At 36.3% G+C, this 18,069-nt stretch carries 19 protein-coding genes; 11 read left to right on the top strand and 8 right to left on the bottom strand.

Annotated features, from left to right (window positions below; all coding sequences use genetic code 11):
- Positions 1 to 3: 3 nt before the first annotated feature.
- The 8 genes from ACB104_RS01220 to sppA all read left to right on the top strand — a co-directional run bounded on the left by ACB104_RS01220 (position 4) and on the right by sppA (position 8,624).
- On the top strand, positions 4 to 669 hold the full coding sequence (locus tag ACB104_RS01220; protein WP_370476454.1) for a uracil-DNA glycosylase: 666 nt from the start codon (positions 4 to 6) through the stop codon (positions 667 to 669).
- A gap of 588 nt (positions 670 to 1,257) precedes the next feature.
- Positions 1,258 to 2,097 (top strand): 1,4-dihydroxy-2-naphthoyl-CoA synthase, encoded by an 840-nt coding sequence (locus ACB104_RS01215; RefSeq protein ID WP_370476453.1) that lies wholly within the window; start codon positions 1,258 to 1,260, stop codon positions 2,095 to 2,097.
- On the top strand, positions 2,085 to 2,999 hold the full coding sequence (gene menA, locus ACB104_RS01210) for a 1,4-dihydroxy-2-naphthoate octaprenyltransferase (RefSeq protein WP_370476452.1): 915 nt from the start codon (positions 2,085 to 2,087) through the stop codon (positions 2,997 to 2,999). The genes ACB104_RS01215 and menA overlap by 13 nt, the downstream gene beginning before the upstream one ends.
- Before the next feature lie 34 nt (positions 3,000 to 3,033).
- A complete protein-coding gene (locus tag ACB104_RS01205) occupies positions 3,034 to 3,711 on the top strand; it encodes a metal-dependent hydrolase (protein WP_370476451.1) in 678 nt (225 codons plus the stop codon).
- On the top strand, positions 3,712 to 4,758 hold the full coding sequence (locus tag ACB104_RS01200) for an o-succinylbenzoate synthase (protein ID WP_370476450.1): 1,047 nt from the start codon (positions 3,712 to 3,714) through the stop codon (positions 4,756 to 4,758).
- A gap of 11 nt (positions 4,759 to 4,769) precedes the next feature.
- Positions 4,770 to 5,729 carry a CPBP family intramembrane glutamic endopeptidase gene (locus tag ACB104_RS01195; RefSeq protein WP_370476449.1) on the top strand — a complete coding sequence of 320 codons (960 nt, stop codon included), beginning with the start codon at positions 4,770 to 4,772 and terminating at the stop codon, positions 5,727 to 5,729.
- A gap of 2 nt (positions 5,730 to 5,731) precedes the next feature.
- On the top strand, positions 5,732 to 6,808 hold the full coding sequence (locus ACB104_RS01190; protein WP_370476448.1) for an AMP-binding protein: 1,077 nt from the start codon (positions 5,732 to 5,734) through the stop codon (positions 6,806 to 6,808).
- Positions 6,809 to 6,863: 55 nt separating this feature from the next.
- Complete coding sequence (gene sppA, locus ACB104_RS01185) at positions 6,864 to 8,624, top strand: signal peptide peptidase SppA (protein WP_370476447.1); 1,761 nt, start codon at positions 6,864 to 6,866, stop codon at positions 8,622 to 8,624.
- A 63-nt stretch (positions 8,625 to 8,687) separates the two neighbouring features.
- Here sppA and ACB104_RS01180 read toward each other — a convergent pair whose 3' ends face one another.
- Positions 8,688 to 9,110, bottom strand: coding sequence for a DoxX family protein (locus ACB104_RS01180; RefSeq protein ID WP_370476446.1), 423 nt, complete (start codon positions 9,108 to 9,110; stop codon positions 8,688 to 8,690).
- 57 nt (positions 9,111 to 9,167) lie between these two features.
- Positions 9,168 to 10,796, bottom strand: coding sequence for an acyl-CoA carboxylase subunit beta (locus tag ACB104_RS01175; RefSeq protein ID WP_370476445.1), 1,629 nt, complete (start codon positions 10,794 to 10,796; stop codon positions 9,168 to 9,170).
- Positions 10,797 to 10,974: 178 nt separating this feature from the next.
- Here ACB104_RS01175 and ACB104_RS01170 point away from each other — a divergent pair, with 178 nt between their 5' ends.
- Genes ACB104_RS01170 through ACB104_RS01160 form a run of 3 tightly spaced genes read left to right on the top strand, consistent with a single transcriptional unit; the run spans position 10,975 to position 12,714 of the window.
- Positions 10,975 to 11,508 (top strand): NADPH-dependent FMN reductase, encoded by a 534-nt coding sequence (locus tag ACB104_RS01170; protein ID WP_370476444.1) that lies wholly within the window; start codon positions 10,975 to 10,977, stop codon positions 11,506 to 11,508.
- Positions 11,509 to 11,533: 25 nt separating this feature from the next.
- On the top strand, positions 11,534 to 11,971 hold the full coding sequence (locus tag ACB104_RS01165; protein WP_370476443.1) for a MarR family winged helix-turn-helix transcriptional regulator: 438 nt from the start codon (positions 11,534 to 11,536) through the stop codon (positions 11,969 to 11,971).
- Positions 11,972 to 11,994: 23 nt separating this feature from the next.
- Positions 11,995 to 12,714 (top strand): pirin family protein, encoded by a 720-nt coding sequence (locus ACB104_RS01160; RefSeq protein ID WP_370476442.1) that lies wholly within the window; start codon positions 11,995 to 11,997, stop codon positions 12,712 to 12,714.
- Positions 12,715 to 12,718: 4 nt separating this feature from the next.
- Here ACB104_RS01160 and ACB104_RS01155 read toward each other — a convergent pair whose 3' ends face one another.
- From ACB104_RS01155 to tsaD, 6 genes are all read right to left on the bottom strand, one after another.
- Positions 12,719 to 13,897: a THUMP-like domain-containing protein gene (locus tag ACB104_RS01155; protein WP_370476441.1), complete on the bottom strand. Its 1,179-nt coding sequence runs from the start codon at positions 13,895 to 13,897 to the stop codon at positions 12,719 to 12,721.
- Between the two features lie 6 nt (positions 13,898 to 13,903).
- A complete protein-coding gene (locus tag ACB104_RS01150; RefSeq protein ID WP_370476440.1) occupies positions 13,904 to 14,992 on the bottom strand; it encodes an AI-2E family transporter in 1,089 nt (362 codons plus the stop codon).
- A gap of 21 nt (positions 14,993 to 15,013) precedes the next feature.
- A complete protein-coding gene (locus tag ACB104_RS01145; protein ID WP_370476439.1) occupies positions 15,014 to 15,514 on the bottom strand; it encodes a TrmH family RNA methyltransferase in 501 nt (166 codons plus the stop codon).
- Between the two features lie 66 nt (positions 15,515 to 15,580).
- Entirely contained in the window at positions 15,581 to 16,225 is a 645-nt protein-coding gene (locus tag ACB104_RS01140; protein WP_370476438.1) for a DUF4159 domain-containing protein, read from the bottom strand.
- 1 nt (position 16,226) lies between these two features.
- Entirely contained in the window at positions 16,227 to 16,931 is a 705-nt protein-coding gene (locus ACB104_RS01135) for a 16S rRNA (uracil(1498)-N(3))-methyltransferase (protein WP_370476437.1), read from the bottom strand.
- Between the two features lie 86 nt (positions 16,932 to 17,017).
- On the bottom strand, positions 17,018 to 18,040 hold the full coding sequence (gene tsaD, locus ACB104_RS01130; protein WP_370476436.1) for a tRNA (adenosine(37)-N6)-threonylcarbamoyltransferase complex transferase subunit TsaD: 1,023 nt from the start codon (positions 18,038 to 18,040) through the stop codon (positions 17,018 to 17,020).
- Positions 18,041 to 18,069 lie beyond the last annotated feature (29 nt).

Genomic DNA, 18,069 nt, shown 5'->3' with positions numbered 1-18,069 from the left:
TTAATGGATGTCACTATTCACGAAAGTTGGAAACCTTATTTGGAAGAAGAATTCAATAAACCTTATTTCAAAAACCTAGTCGACTTTGTAAAATCCGAATACAAAGACCACAAATGTTTTCCTCCTGGAAATCAAATATTCAATGCGTTTAACCATTGTCATTTTGAGGATGTAAAAGTTGTGATTATTGGGCAAGATCCCTATCACGGTCATGGCCAAGCCAATGGTTTATGCTTTTCGGTTAATGACGGTGTTGCTCATCCACCTTCTTTAATAAATATTTTTAAGGAAATTGAAACCGATATAGGAATTCCATATCCAAAAACCGGAAATTTAGAGCGTTGGGCAGATCAAGGGGTATTATTGCTCAATGCAACTTTAACGGTTAGAGCCCACGAAGCCGGAAGTCACCAAAATAAAGGTTGGGAGATATTTACAGATGCTGTTATAAAAGTAATCAGTGGTAAAAAGCAGGATGTTGTGTTTTTGCTTTGGGGTGGTTTCGCAAAGAAAAAGGCAAATTTAATAAACAATAATAAACATAAAATAATTACTTCGGGCCACCCGTCACCATTAAGTGCCAATAGAGGGTTTTGGTTTGGAAACAAGAGTTTCAGCAACACCAATAAGTGGCTAAATTTTATTGGCAAAAAGCCAATTCAGTGGTAAAAAATGCAATACACACGCCAAAAGGCGAATATAAATCGATTTACTAAACCAAATCTTAACTTCCTGTAGGAGCTAAAATAATAGGTTGATCTTCCAATTTAAGAATAACAGGCCTTTTATTTATTCCTGATTTTCTAGGTGTTTTATTACAACTAAACTTAAGTAATAAAAAGTTAATGGTAATAAGTGTTGAAAGAACAAGGGTAATTGTTATTGTCATAGGCGGTTGGGTTTTAGTTCTTTAGGCAAAAAGATTAAAGTTTAAAATTTTTGTCCTCTCAAATTTAATAACATAAATACTACAAAACAACAAGCAGAAAACCTATTTATGTATTTTTCCTACATTCACTTTGTTTTTTCTGAAATATTGCACATTTACTAATATGTTAACATGTTTTTTGATAAAGTATTAATTTTAGATGAAAATTGACTTTATAAGACCTAATTGAATCAGTTGTTTTTGCTTAATAAATAGTGATATTAAGTTCCGCGTATATAAATTTTAAAAGCTCAATTATTGCTGTTTTTTTATCATTTGACTGCTATTTCTTGAAATAAAATTTATTTTTGGCATAAATAAAATAGACTATGGAGGAACCAAAATGGGTTATAGCCAAAGAATATCAAGATATCACTTACAAAAAGTTTAATGGAGTAGCTAGAATTGCTTTCAATAGACCCAATGTTCGAAATGCATTTCGCCCCAAAACAACCAGTGAATTATACGATGCCTTTTATGATGCCAATGAAGATGTAAATATTGGTGTGGTTTTGTTGTCGGCAGAGGGTCCTTCCACTAAAGATGGTGTGTATTCTTTTTGTAGTGGTGGTGACCAAAAAGCACGCGGACATCAAGGGTATGTTGGAGAAGATGGCTATCACAGATTAAATATATTAGAAGTACAGCGTTTAATTCGTTTCATGCCAAAAGCGGTCATAGCAGTCGTACCGGGCTGGGCGGTTGGTGGCGGACATAGTTTACATGTAGTTTGCGATTTAACTTTGGCTAGTAAAGAACATGCCATTTTTAAACAAACGGATGCGGACGTTACAAGTTTTGATGGTGGCTATGGATCGGCTTATTTGGCCAAAATGGTCGGCCAGAAAAAAGCGAGGGAAATCTTTTTTTTAGGTAGAAATTATTCTGCACAGGAAGCCTTTGATATGGGCATGGTCAATGCTGTTGTGCCTCACGACGAACTCGAAATAACAGCCTATCAATGGGCTCAAGAAATATTGGCCAAGTCGCCAACTTCTATTAAAATGTTAAAATTTGCCATGAACCTCACAGATGACGGTATGGTCGGTCAACAGGTTTTTGCGGGTGAAGCAACCCGACTGGCTTATATGACTGATGAAGCCAAAGAAGGACGAAATGCATTTCTTGAAAAGCGCAAACCGAATTTTGATAAAAAATGGATTCCATAAATCAGAAAATTTCTATATGGGTTTCGGCTATTCGTTTAAGAACACTCCCATTATCAATTTCGGGTATTATTCTTGCTTCATGTTTGGCATATTATAACGGGGTTTTTAAATGGGAAATCTTTGTTTTGGCCATACTAACAACATTGAGTTTTCAGATACTTTCCAATCTTGCAAACGATTATGGTGACGGGGTTAAAGGTACAGATAACGAAAATAGAATTGGTCCAGAACGAGCCATACAATCGGGTAAAATTTCACCGGAAGAACTTTATAATGCCATAAAAATAAACGTGCTTATTTCAATTGGCTTAGCCTTCGCCCTTATTTTTTTGGCCTTGGGCACAAAGCATTTTTGGCTTACTATGACATTTTTTGTTTTGGGTGTAGCTTCCGTTGGAGCTGCTTTGCGGTACACCATTGGTAAAAACGCATATGGATATAGGGGTTTGGGCGATATATTTGTATTTGCTTTTTTTGGGTTGGTCAGCGTTATTGGCTGTTATGTGCTTTATGCCAAACAACTTGATCATGTTACATTTCTGCCAGCAATTACAATTGGTCTTCTAAGTACGGCTGTATTAAACCTAAACAATATGCGTGATAGGCAGTCTGATGAACAGTCAAACAAAATAACTTTGGCCGTTAAATTAGGCGAAAAAAGTGTTAAGCTTTATCATAATTTCCTAATTATATTGGCTATGGGTTCATCTGGTTTGTTTGGCGTTTTGTACTACACTTCACCATTTAATTTAATTTTTGCAGTAGCTTACTTGCCTCTTATTTTTCATTTAAAAAAGGTGAATACAACTGAAAATCCTAAAAATTTGGATCCAGAATTAAAAAAATTGGCTCTTACAACGGTTGTATTGGCAATATTGATGGGGATAGGTCATTTATTCTAGAATTTTTGTAAATTAATGATTTAAATTTTTTTCGATGAAAATCACATTTTACGGACATTCTTGTTTTGGAATCCAGATTAATGATGTTAATCTTTTAGTAGACCCATTCATTACCCCAAATGCAAAAGCTTCAAACATCGATATTAATAATATCGAAGCAGATTATATTCTGTTAACCCATGCACATAATGACCATACCGCTGATGTTACGGGCATAGCAAAACGAACTGAAGCTATTATCATTTCAAACTTTGAAATCGTTACACACTACAAAAACTTGGGTTTAGATGGACACCCTATGAACCATGGTGGTAAGTGGGATTTTGAGTTTGGTACTGTAAAATATGTTAATGCTGTTCATTCTTCCTCTTTCGCTGATGGAAGCTATGGAGGTAATCCAGGTGGTTTTGTGCTGGAAGGCGAACGCAAAAACATCTACATCGCTGGAGATACAGCCTTAACTTATGATATGAAATTGATTCCGCTACAAATTAAATTGGATTTGGCTATTTTACCCATTGGGGATGATTTCACCATGGGTATTGATGATGCCATAATTGCGAGTGATTTTGTTGAATGTGACAAAGTTTTGGGTTGTCATTATGATACATTCGGATATATTGAAATTGATCATGAAGAAGCCAAACGCAAGTTTTTTGAAAAGGATAAAGATTTAATGCTTCTTGAAATAGGAGAGCATATAGAACTGTAAATGATACATGCCACTTACCAGCAATACATTTTAAATTTTAAACAAGCCAGTGGTACTTCCCGCGGTATATTGAAGACCAAAGAAACCTGGTTCATTGTATTAAAAACAGAAAACAAACTGGGTATTGGGGAATGTGGTTTGTTCAGAGGGCTTTCAGCAGACGATAAACCAGATTACGAACAAAAATTAAAATGGGCCTGTGAACAAATAGATTCCGGATTGGATTTTTTATTAGGACAATTAACGGAATATCCCAGCATTCAATTTGGATTGGAAATGGCTTTTTTATCCTTGGAAAGCAAAGATTCATTTGAATTATATCCTTCAGAATTTACGAAAAGTGAAGATAGTATTCCAATTAATGGGTTAATTTGGATGGGTGACGAGGCCTTTATGAAAAAGCAGATTCAAGATAAAATTGAAGCGGGTTTCAGTTGTATAAAAATGAAAATTGGGGCGATTGATTTTCAGTCTGAGGTCAATTTGATAAAATCCATTAGAAAAGACTTTTCATCAAAAGAAATAGAATTGAGGGCAGATGCCAACGGGGCATTTTCACCAAAAGAGGTTTTGGAAAAGCTGAAAATTTTATCAGATTACGACCTGCACTCCATAGAACAGCCCATAAAGCAAGGGCAGATTGATGAAATGGCATGGTTGTGCGAAGTAGCACCATTGCCCATAGCCCTTGATGAAGAATTAATAGGGGTTTTTTCCTTGAAAAATAAAAAGGAGTTGCTTCAAATCATAAATCCCCAATATATTATTTTAAAACCCAGCTTAGTTGGTGGTTTTAATGGAACCGATGAGTGGATTGATACGGCTGAAAACCAAAATATTGGTTGGTGGATTACCAGCGCTTTAGAAAGTAACATTGGTTTAAATGCCATTGCCCAATATACCTATAAAAAACATAGTAGTTTACCACAGGGCTTGGGTACGGGCGGTTTATTTATCAATAATTTTAGTTGCCCTTTACAGGTAAAAAATGGTACATTGCAGTACCAAAAAAATAAAACTTGGAATTTAGAAAATTTATGGTGTTAAATTAATGATATATGTATATAGCTCAAGCATTTAAGGGGTTACATGAGTGGTGGCGTTATTTAATAGGTGCTCTAATAGTATTTGTTTCATGGCAGATTATTGGAATGACACCATTAGGTGCAGCCATAGTAATAAAAAGTTTTGGAGGAGGTGCAGAGCAAATACCGACTGACATTCCTGAAATGATAGCTCTTTTGGGAAGCAATCTTTTTCTGTTTCTAATGCTGATTTCATTTGTTTTTGGTTTGGTAGGGGTTTTTGTCTCTGCTAAGGCGTTGCACAAGCAATCTTTAAAAAGTTTAACAACAGCTCGACCTAAGATAGATTGGAAGCGCTTTTGGTTTATTTTTATTCTTTGGGGTATTGTTTCAATAGGTTTTGTGTTGGCTGATTATTTTTTCAGCCCCGAAGATTACCAACTAAACTTTCAGTTAAAGCCATTTTTAATTTTGGCAGTGATTGCTTTTTTATTGATTCCGTTACAAACCAGCTTCGAAGAATATTTGTTTCGTGGGTATTTGATGCAGGGATTTGGCATAATATTTAAAAATAAATGGCTGCCACTTTTATTCACTTCGTTAGGTTTTGGATTACTTCACATAGCCAATCCAGAGGTTGAAAAATTGGGCTATGTTATTATGGTATATTACATTGGAACAGGATTGTTTTTGGGTATAATTACTCTTATGGATGATGGCTTGGAGTTAGCCCTTGGTTTTCATGCGGCCAACAATTTATTTACGGCACTATTGGTAACTGCAGATTGGACGGCCTTTCAAACGGATTCTATTTTAAAAGATATGTCCGACCCTTCCGAAATGGCCATAACTGAAATATTTGTGCCTGTATTTGTTGTTTTTCCAATTTTGTTGTTTATACTAGGTAAGAAATATAAATGGACCAATTGGGGAGAGAAACTACTCGGAACTGTTGTTGAGCCACCAGAAGAAGATTATAAAATTTTAGATTAAATATGATACCAAATTATACAAACGTTCACCTTAAGTTCAAACTAGATGGCTTAAGTTATAAATATGATGACCTTATGGAAATTGCCTATAGTTATGTTAAGGAAGGGGAGCCTTATCAGCAAGAATTGGGTAATTTTTTATTGGATTGGCTAGATAGGCATGATTATGTGGTCGTCAAAACATCTGGCTCTACAGGAAAGCCAAAAAGTATAAAAATAAAAAAGCAGGCCATGGTAAACTCTGCCATAGCCACTGGGGACTTTTTTAATTTACAACCCGGTGATAAGGTGCTAAATTGTTTGCCCTCAAATTTTATAGCAGGGAAAATGATGATTGTCAGGGCTATTATGTTAGGTCTCGAATTGGATATGACTGAGCCTGCCGCACTTCCGTTAATTGATTACGAAAAAGATTACACCTTCTGTGCTTTTACACCAATGCAACTTAAAAACTTTGCTAAATACCTGAATAGCATCAAAACAGTTATTGTTGGTGGCGGCATGGTTTCCAAAGTTATTATTGAGTCCATTCAAGATAAAAAGCCGATGGTTTATGAAACTTATGGCATGACGGAAACAGTGTCGCATATTGCCGTTAAAAAATTAAATAATTTTACGGAATCTGAGTCAATAGAAACTTCTTATTTCAACACATTGCCCGAAATAAAGGTTTCGCAAGATGAAAGAAACTGTTTGGTTATTGATGCACCACAACTTTCTGATAAAAAAATTGTTACTAACGATGTTGTAAAATTGCATTCAGAAACCAGTTTTGAATGGTTGGGCAGGTATGACAATGTTGTGAATTCTGGAGGAATTAAATTGTTCCCCGAACAGATTGAAAAGAAACTTCAAAATAAAATAAAAGGTGAATTTTTTATTGCTTCAAAACCAGACGATACTTTAGGTGAAAAACTGATTTTAGTTTTGGAAGCTAAAGAAGATAGCTTAGATCGTTCTATTTTTGATGTTTTGGACAAATATGAAAAACCGAAGGAGGTTATTGCTGTTCCAAAATTTAAGGAAACTTCATCTGGAAAAATCCATCGAAAGAAAACATTAAAAATGATAAATATCTAGCCACCCAGCGTAACATTATTTATTTTTTTAATACTGATATAGAAAATATAATTCCATGGATTTTTTAAAGCGCGTTTTGTCTACCGTTACCGGTATTTTTGTTTTTTTAATCATTTGTTTTTTCTGTCTCATTATTTTAGGTGCCCTTTTTGGAAATGACCCCAATGAAGTGGTAAAGGTAAAGCCAAACGCAGTTCTTGAATTACGGCTTGATTTTCCAATAAAGGATTATGCGGGAAAAGTAGAGTACGACGATTATCCTTTTTTAAATGAAAATGAAAAGAACGGACTTTTCAATATTATTGATGCCATCAATTATGCCGCAACGGACGACAATATTAAAGGCATTTCAATAGACAATAATTTTATAGATGCAGGTATTTCGCAAACCAAAGCACTTCGAGGTGCTTTATTGAAGTTTAAGGAGTCTGGCAAGTTTATTGTTTCATATTCAGATATTTATACCCAAAAAGATTATTATTTAAGCTCTGTCGCAGATACCATTTACATCAATCCTGCTGGAATAATGGAGTTTAAAGGTTTATATTCAGAGCGATTGTATTTTAAGGATTTTCAGGAAAAGTCGGGCTTTAAGATGGAAGTTGTGAGACTTGGCAAGTATAAAGAGGCCGTTGAACCGTTTTTGGATAGCAAAATGAGCGATAACAACCGCGAACAGATTTCAGCATATTTAAATTCTCTATGGGATGAAATTAAAAAGGACATTTCAATAAGTAGAAACCTGTCCGTAGAACAACTTGATATAATTGCTGATAGTTTGTTGGCTAGAACCCCAGAAATGGCAAAAGCGACCAGCCTTATTGATAAAATAGGGTATTATGATGAGTATATGAATGGCATTAAAAAAGCCGTGGGTATTGCCATTAATGAAGATGTTGAAACCGTAACCGTAGAAGATTATGCGCAATACGCCGCAACAAAAATGCACAATTACAGCAAGAACAAAATTGCCGTAATTTATGCTGAAGGTGAAATTATTTATGGTGAAGGCAATCAAAATGCCGTTGGTCAAGGTACGATGAGTAAGTCCTTGGTTGAAGCCAGGGAAGACAATAGGGTTAAGGCAGTTGTACTTCGAGTTAATTCGCCAGGAGGGAGCGCTTTGGCAAGCGAGCTTATTTGGCGAGAGGTTGAACTTACCAAACAAGTAAAACCGGTTATTGTTTCTATGGGCGATATGGCTACTTCGGGAGGCTATTATATTTCTTGTAATGCTGACAAAATCATAGCGGAACCTACAACAGTTACCGGAAGTATTGGTGTATTTGGTATTTTGCCTAATGGGAAAGGTTTGGCCGATAATATGGGCATTAATGCAGAACAAGTTGCCACTAACAAAAATGCCGTAACCTATAGTTTCTTCGAGCCTTTAAATGATGGTCAACGTCAATTTTTTCAAGAAAGCATTTTAGGTACATATGAATTGTTCTCAAAACGGGTTGCTGACGGAAGAGGTATAAGCTTGGAACATGTTGAATCTGTGGCACAAGGAAGGGTTTGGACCGGAGCAGATGCTTTAAAAAATGGTCTTGTTGATGAACTTGGTGGACTGGATTTGGCCTTGCAACGTGCCGCTGAAGCTGCTAGCATAGAAGATTACCAAATTAAGGAATTGCCGATTTTCAGGAGAAATCTTGAAGAAATCCTTGAAAAATTTGGTTTAGCAAAAACCAAGGAAACCATTTTAAAAGATGAATTGGGTGAGGAAAACTATAAACTTATGAAGGAAGTAAAAGCTATGGCCCAAAGGAAAGGAATTCAATTGTTGTTTCCCTTTAGTACTGAGATAAAGTAACAAAAGATTATTATAGGTTAAAAAATGGTGGTTGCTAAATATTTAGTAACCACCATTTATAGTTTACTTCTGCATTTTAAAATAATAATCTAACGAATGCTTACCGGAACCGTAAACCAAAAAGAAAGCACAGGCCAATAGGGTTATTAAAGCCATTGTTAAATTACCTGAATTCATTTCGCCAACAAAATTAATGGCAACTGCGCCAATTAAAATGGGTAATTGGGCAATAATAGTCCAACGGGTCAAAAGTCCAAAAGCTATTAAAAGACCGCCAATAAAATGTGCTGGGGCAAGGTAATGAACCAAAACCATGCCTCCGGCCATATTTTGCATGGGTTTAAAAAGATCCATCAGCATAGCACTGTCTGACATAAAATTAATGCCCTTATAAAATAAAAAGGCTCCCAGTGCAACGCGTAACAAGTCAAGGGGCAAATAAGTGTGCGCATTGGCCCACTTATTCAAGGTTTTTATTGTATCCATGATTGAATTTGTTGATTTTCAATCAATAAGTTACTGAATTTTGATGAGATTAGAAAATTAAACTTGCAAAACCCCCATGTTAAAGGGTTTCTCAATAGGGGCGTGGTTGGCAGCTTCAATGCCCATACTAATCCATTTTCGGGTATTTAGAGGGTCTATGATTGCGTCGGTCCAAATACGTGCCGCAGCATAATAGGGTGAAACTTGGTTATCGTATCGGTCCTTAATTTTATTGAATAATTCGGCTTCCTTGTCTTTGGTTATTTTTTCACCTTGTTTTTCAAGTGACGCTTTTTCAATCTGTAACAAAACTTTTGCGGCAGAATTACCGCTCATCACAGCGAGTTCGGCACTTGGCCAAGCCACTATAAGTCGAGGGTCATAAGCTTTGCCACACATGGCATAATTTCCAGCTCCATAACTGTTACCAATAATTACGGTGAACTTTGGCACAACCGAATTACTAACGGCATTCACCATTTTTGCGCCATCTTTAATAATGCCACTGTGCTCACTTTTGCTGCCCACCATAAAACCGGTTACGTCTTGCAGAAACACCAATGGAATTCTCTTTTGGTTGCAATTGGCAATAAATCTTGTGGCTTTATCAGCACTATCGTTGTAAATAACGCCACCAAATTGCATTTCACCTTTTTTGGTTTTTACCAATTTGCGTTGGTTGGCCACAATACCAACAGCCCAGCCATCAATTCTGGCATAGCAAGTAATGATGGTTTGTCCGTAACCCACTTTATATTCCTCAAATTCGGAATTGTCGACCAAACGTTTTATAACCTCATACATGTCGTATTGGTCTGCTCTGGATTTCGGGATAATCCCATAAATATCCTCGGTGTTTTCTTTTGGTTTTTTTTCTTCAACTCTGTTAAATCCCGCTTTCGTGAAATCACCAATTTTATCAATAATATTTTTTATAGTATCTAAGGCATCCTTGTCGTCTTTCGCTTTGTAATCAGTAACCCCGGAAATTTCGCAGTGTGTTGTTGCGCCTCCTAAGGTTTCATTATCAATAGTTTCACCAATAGCAGCTTTAACCAGATAACTTCCCGCTAAAAAAATGCTTCCCGTTTTATCAACAATAAGTGCTTCGTCACTCATAATGGGCAAATAGGCGCCACCAGCAACACAGCTCCCCATAACGGCTGCAATTTGTGTAATACCCATGCTGCTCATAACCGCATTGTTTCTAAAGATGCGACCAAAATGTTCTTTATCTGGGAAAATCTCATCCTGCATAGGTAGATAAACTCCAGCAGAATCTACTAAATAGATAATTGGCAACCTGTTTTCAATGGCGATTTCTTGGGCCCTCAAATTCTTTTTTCCCGTAATGGGAAACCATGCACCTGCTTTAACCGTGGCATCGTTGGCCACAACAATGCATTGCTTTCCTCTTATATGGCCTATTTTGACCACGACACCACCCGATGGGCAACCTCCATGCTCTTTGTACATGTCTTCACCGGCAAATGCCCCAATTTCAATGGATTTATGTTTATCATCGAGCAAATAATTAATGCGCTCCCTGGCAGTCATTTTGCCTTTTTCGTGCAGTTTTTCAATTCTACTTTTGCCACCGCCAAGGTGTATTTTTGCTAAGCGTTTATTTAATTCTGACAGCAAAAGTTTGTTGTGGTCTTCGTTTTTATTGAAGTTGATATCCATGTAAGACAGTTTAGGGCTAATGTACAAAAGTTGACCTTCCCGTGAAAACAGGAATCTGATTATTTAAGATTTGAAATGGATTAATTATGTTAATAAAATCACAAAATATATAACATGGAAATATATTCCTTGGAATATAAATAATTTCATTGTATCTTTGCTCAAAAAGAAGCGAATCATGAAGAAGATTATAGCCTTTGCGGGCAGTAACAGCAGTAATTCAATAAACAAGCAATTGGTAGCCTATGCATCTAGTTTGGTTAAACATGCCAAGGTTGATGTTTTAGATTTAAATGATTACGAATTGCCAATTTTTGGGGTGGATTTAGAAAAGCAACTTGGCGGACAGCCAAATAACGCCCATAAATTTTTAAATAAAATTAAAGAGTCAGACGGTATTGTTTTGTCTTTGGCAGAGCACAATGGAGCCTATGCTACAGTCTTTAAAAACTTGTTGGATTGGATGTCTCGTTTAGAAAGCAAAACCTTTTTTGGAAAACCTATGTTGCTCATGGCCACATCAACAGGCGGAAGAGGAGGTAAATCAGTTTTGGGTATAGCGCAAAACAGGTTTCCTTACCATGATGCCAATATTATTGATGTTTTTTCGCTGCCGCTATTTAATGATAACTTTTCCAATGGAAGAATCAGCAATGAAGAATTGAACGAGGAATTAAAATCAAAGGTAAAAGCATTTCAAGAAGCTCTTTAGGTTTTTGAATTAAAAACTGAACGTTATGGGAGATATTTCAAAAGACATAAATTCAAAATTTGAGAACAACCGCACGAAGGCATTAATCAATATTGTTTACACGGCAAATTGGATTAATAGTCATCAAAACGAATTTTTCAAAACGTATGGGATATCGCCACAGCAATACAATATTTTAAGAATATTAAGAGGTGCTGGCGAGGCATTGAATGTACAAACCATAAAAAATAGAATGATAGAGCGTTCGCCAAATGCAACGCGTTTAATGGATAAATTGTGCGCTAAAAATTATATTGAACGTTTGCCATCGCCACACGATAGGCGGGTGGTTAAAATAGCGATTACCGAAAAAGGTATCGGTTTACTTAATGATATTCCAAATACATTCAACGCCAAACTGTTACAAAACTTAAGTGAGGAAGAAGCTGAACAGGTTAGCAACTTGCTTGATAAAATGAGATAATTTAAAGGGAAAGGATAGAAAATATGAAAACAATAATTCACAGAGCAAAAGATAGGGGTTTTGCCAACCACGGTTGGTTGCAAGCAAACCATTCATTCAGTTTTGCAGGCTTTTTTGATGCCGAAAAAATTCAATTTGGGGCATTAAGGGTCTTAAATGATGACGTTATAGCACCCAAAATGGGTTTTGGAACACATCCCCATGACAATATGGAAATTATAACCATTCCGTTAAAAGGGGTTTTAAAGCATCGTGATTCAATGCATAACCATTGGCAACCCGTCGTTCCCGGCGAGGTTCAGGTAATGAGTGCTGGAACCGGTGTGCAACATTCCGAAATAAATGGTTCGTCAGATGAATATTTAAGTCTGTTCCAAATTTGGATTATTCCCAATAAGCGAAATGTAAGTCCGCGTTACGACCAAAAGAGGTTTGAAGCCGAGGACCGAAAAAACAAACTTCAGGTTTTGGTAACGTCAATTGATGAAAGCCATGAGGGCAGTTTAAAAATCCATCAAGATGCCAAAATATCGGGGATAGATTTAGATGAAGGAAAAACGTTGAACTATGATTTAATTAGTGAAAACCACGGTGTTTATGTAATGAACATTAACGGAGAAATTCATGTTGATGGCAACACGTTAAATACCCGTGATGCCATAGGCGTCTCCAAAACGGATTCCTTTGAAATTAAAGCTGAAACAGATTCCAATGTTTTATTTATAGAAGTGCCCATGCAATAAAACTTTATTGTTTTTTAGCGATAATAATACACTTGTTATTATCGATGGCGGTGGTAAAAAACAAATAGATATCACCACCATCTTTTATTTTAAGCTTTTTACGAATATTTTGAACCGTTTCCGGGAAATCTCGAGTAGTGATATTGGCCTTGATAATGCCCGATGCTTTTATTTCCTTCTTGTTATATGGAACTGTTTTTTCAATTTTAAATGTGCGCCCTGGAAAGTCCAAAAGTTCATGAGAGGTGTATAAATGAGCGTGACGACCAAGCTTATAAACAGATAGCTGATTTGATACCGAATGAAACCCGCCTGCTTTTAAAATGGAGCTATTAGGTTCATACAAGTAAGTGAGCGGTGCACGATATTCCGATTCCAATTTCTTTTCGTCATCAAATAAAAACTTAAAAAACTCGTTTTTTGTTTTTTTAAGGTTAACGGTTTCTATTGAAATAGAGCCACTATAGTCTTTTTCTAAAATCCATAGCAATTCTTTTACTTCATTATTTACAGCAACAACATGAATGGTTTTAACATGTTTTAATTCGCCAATGCCAACAGAAATGTCCAATAACGGCGATGTTTTAATCAATATATTTTTTGAATGTCGAAATAACAAATCGATATGCTCTGGCACGTTTGGTAAACAATCGTTAAGGAAGAAAACCTTGCCCTTATTATCGTTTCGTCTTGAAGGGTCTATGTAAATCCAATCGTATTTTTTTGTTGAATTTTTTAAATATTCGATGCCGTCAACATTAATGGTTGTAATATTTTTTATGTAAAGTTGCTTATCATTGTGATGAACGATTTTTGAAAGAGATTCATTTATTTCACAATGCTCAACCGTTTTAAAGTATTTTGAAAAATAGAAACAATCTACCCCAAAACCTCCTGTTAAATCGATAATGGATTCGCCTTTTATCAATTCCGATTTGTATTTCGCTGTAACTTCAGAAGAAGTCTGCTCAATATTCAGCTTATTGGGGTAGTAAATATTTGCCGCATTAAACCAGGTTGGCAGTTTCTTTTCACATCGTTTTTTAGCTTCAATTTGCTCGATGATTTCTTTAGTTTCTACGGTAGGGAAATCAGTTCCCTTTAACAAAATGGGTGTAATATCCGAGTTTAAGTTGTTATTAATAAACTCTTGAGTATCAGTATTTAAAATAAAATAATTCAAGTAAAACTACAAGTTTTTTGTCAATTTTTTTACAATCTTGTTTTCCGACAAAAATTCTTTTAATATCACCTTAATGGCAGTGTAAGCAGGAACGGCCAAGATAAGCCCAATAATACCAAATAAGATGCCGGTGATGAGGATAACCAAAAATATTTCTAAAGGGTGCGACTTCACACTTTTCGAAAAAATAATGGGTTGGCTTCCAAAGTTGTCCACCAATTGGCCGATGGCAAAAACAAAAAATACCCAAAAGGTTTTAGGTAAGATAACTGTACTAAAACTTTGACCTAAATTGCTGGTCATGGTTAAGGTAAGCATTAAAAAAGCACCAATCAGCGGCCCAACGTAAGGTATAAGGTTTAACAAAGCGCATAAAAAAGCGATTACGATGGCATTTTCTACACCGATTATGAGCAAACCAATGGTGTAAATGATGAAAAGAATCAAGATTTGAAAAATAAGGCCAACAAAGTATCGAGAAAGTAAGTCTTTAATTTTTGTTGATGAGGTTTTCCAGCGAGACTCTTTATCGTCAGGAATAAAGGTCATAATACCACTTTCAAATAATCTGCTGTCCTTTAAAAAGAAAAACGATATAAAAATTACCGAAAACAGACCAATGCTAAAGTTGCCTAAGCCGCTAATAATGGAGTTTAAAAAGTTCGGGATTAAGGAATAATCAATATTTGTAAGTAGATTGGAATCCTTTATAGATTGCTCAATATCAATTTGATGCAAATCAAAATAGGTTATGATTTGGGAATACAAATTTTCAATATTGCCCTGCAATTCCTCAATATTCAACAGCGATAAATTATGCCCTTGTTTGATAACCAAGGGAATAAACAAACCAACCAAGCTTACAAAAACACCGAGTAAAAGTACCATGGTGACAACGACGGCAATGGTGTTTTTAAATTTTAATCGACGTTCCAAAAACAATACTATTGGTCGCCCTATAAGTGAAATCACGGCAGCAATGGCCACATAGCCAATAACGGATTGTATTTTATATAAAAAGCAAAGGATTAGGGCAATGCCTAAAATAATGCCTACCGCTTTTAAGATGCCATTTGAGATAGTGTTGGAGTTCATTCAGTAAATATATAAAACGGTTTATAATAACTGCCGGGTCATTTCATATAAAGTAATGTTGGTGGCCTGAACAACGTTCATACTGCTGTTTTGTCCAAACATATCAATATGGATAATAGCATCAGATTTTTCCAAGATGTCTTCTGAAACCCCAAAATTTTCATCGCCAACAATTAAAGCTATGGGTTTTTCTTTAGAAAATTGAAAGTTGTTAAGGGGTTGGCTAGTTGAAGTAATTTCCAATGAAATAATTTTATAGCCTTCTGTTTTTAGGGATTCAACAACCTCTGAAGCTGACGGTTTAATTTCAAAATCCAAAACTTTTTCGGTTGCCCTAGAGGTTTTTGTCATTTTTCTGCCCATGGGAATATGCTCCCCACAAAGTACTAGCTTTTCAACACCAAATGCATCGCAAACCCGGAACAAACTACCAATGTTTGTGGCATTGGTAACGTTATCGCAAACTACAGTAATCGGGAATGTGTGTTTTTTAAAGTAGGTATTGTAGTGAGTCAGTTGCATTTTAGTTAGCAGTTAGCAGTCATTAATTAGTAAACTTTGGGTCTTTGCGCCGTTGCAAGAAAATGCTCAGTTTTCAAAAGCATATTTAACAATATTCGCACCCATTTTCAGGGCTTTTTCTCGAACATCGGCGGGGTCGTTATGTACTTCGGGGTCTTCCCAACCATCTCCCAAATCACTTTCATAAGTAAACAATAAAACCAATCTGTTTTCATCAAAAATACCGAATGCTTGCGGACTTTTTCCATCGTGTTCATGGATTTTCGGTAAACCGTTGGGGAATGGATATGCAATACTGAAGATAGGATAGTTTCCAGGTAGCTCGATTAAATCTTTATCCGGAAAAACTTTTTTTAGTTCTTTAGTAATGTAAGGTTCCATGCCGTAATTGTCGTCTATATGTAAAAAACCTCCTGAGAGCAAATAATTGCGAAGATTTTCGGCATCAGCCTCACTAAAAAACACATTACCGTGCCCGGTCATATGCAAAAACGGATATTGAAAAATATCAATGCTTCCTACTTCAACAGTTTCGGGTTTTGCGTTGATTTTAGTATTGATGTTACTATTGCAATATGCTATGAGGTTAGATAAGGCCGTGGGGTTACTGTACCAATCGCCTCCGCCTTTGTATTTTAAAACGGCCAGTTCTTGAGCGTTTAAACTTAAAAGTGAAAATTGAAAAATTAAAAGTAATACAACTTTTTTCATGTTATTCATTGGTAAATGCAACAGAATGGCACGCTACAATAGCTGCTGTTTCGGTGCGTAATCTCGTGTCTCCCAAAGTTACAGGAATATAATTATTTTCAAGGGCTTTTTCAATCTCTTTAAGCGAAAAGTCACCTTCAGGACCAATTAAAATAGTGACGTTCGTTTTTGGTTTTAGTTGCTGCTTTAACGACTTTCTGTCGGTCTCTTCGCAATGGGCGATGAATAAATCCCCTTCAAAATCCTGATCGATAAATTCAGAAAACGAAATAGCCTCATGCAATTCGGGCAAATAGCAATTTAAACTCTGTTTCATGGCCGATTGCAAAATACGTTGAAAGCGCTCCAACTTCACAACCTTGCGCTCGCTGTGGTCACAAATAATCGGGGTTATGGTATCGATGCCGATTTCAGTGGCTTTTTCCAAAAACCATTCGTAGCGATCGTTCATTTTTGTTGGTGCCACAGCCAAATGCAGGTTGTAATCTTTCTTTGGTTGAAGTGTTTTTGAAACCACGAGAGCCGTACATTTATTAATGTTCACATTGGCAATTTCAACAGTAAACAGCCTTCCTTTTCCGTTGGTGATGTGTGCTTGGTCTCCAACAGATTTGCGCAATACTTTTACAATATGCCTGCTTTCTTCTTTATCAAAAGTGAATTCTGTTGTTTGTTCCGTTATTTCGGGATTATAGAAGAGTTGCATCAAACGAATATAAAACAATTTAATTTTCTAGCGAATTCGGTTATGATTTTCTAGAACTTCAAAAATTATTTGTATAAATGTCCTATTTATATTTTCAACCTCGCCGAAGCCACAACATCCTGCTGAGCAAAATCTCCTTCCAAATACTTTAAATGCCCCACAATGGCTATCATGGCGGCGTTATCCGTAGTGAATTCAAATTTTGGCACATAGGTAGTCCATCCGAATTTTTTTTCACCGTCTTTTAGTGCTTGACGTATTCCCGAATTAGCCGAAACCCCACCGCCAATGGCAATATGCATTATGCCTGTTTCTTTTGATGCCTGTTTCAATTTATCAATCAAAATGCCAATAATGGTATGCTGTATTGAAGCACAAATGTCGTTGAGGTTTTCTTCAATAAAATTAGAGTTGGTTTTGGTTTCCTTTTGCACAAAATACAAAATGGCCGTTTTTAGTCCGGAAAAACTAAAATTCAAACCATCAACCTTTGGTTTGGTAAATTTAAAGGCTTTGGGATTGCCCAACTTCGCTCGCTTGTCTATTTCAGGCCCAGCAGGATAGCCCAAACCTAAAATCTTCCCGCTTTTATCAAAAGCTTCACCAACAGCGTCATCGATGGTTTCACCTATAACGGTCATGTCAAAATAATTATCTACCCTCACAATTTGTGTATGTCCACCAGAAATGGTCATGGCCATAAAAGGCAAAGGCGGTTTTTCATAGCCTTCTTCATCAATAAAATGCGCCAAAATATGGCCTTGCATGTGGTTCACATCAATAAGTGGAATATTGAGTCCAAAGGCCAAAGACTTGGCAAACGAAGTGCCTACCAACAAACTGCCCATTAAACCGGGACCTTTGGTAAAAGCAATGGCGTTCAATTGTTCTTTACTGACGTTGGCTTTTTTAAGGGCTTGGTGTACCACGGGAACTATGTTTTGCTGATGTGCCCGAGAGGCCAATTCTGGTACCACACCGCCATATTCCTCATGTATTTTTTGGTTGGCAACCACATTGCTTAAAATGCGTCCGTTATGCATTACAGAAGCCGCCGTATCGTCGCATGAAGACTCAATTCCTAGGATAAAAATATTTTGTAAGGACATTAATAAATATTAGGCACAATAATTGTTAA

Source organism: Tamlana flava (genome assembly GCF_041287255.1).
GTDB classification, from domain to species: Bacteria; Bacteroidota; Bacteroidia; order Flavobacteriales; family Flavobacteriaceae; genus Tamlana; species Tamlana flava.
The sequence above is the reverse complement of the archived record's forward strand: the minus strand, read 5'-3'. Positions and strand labels throughout refer to the sequence as shown.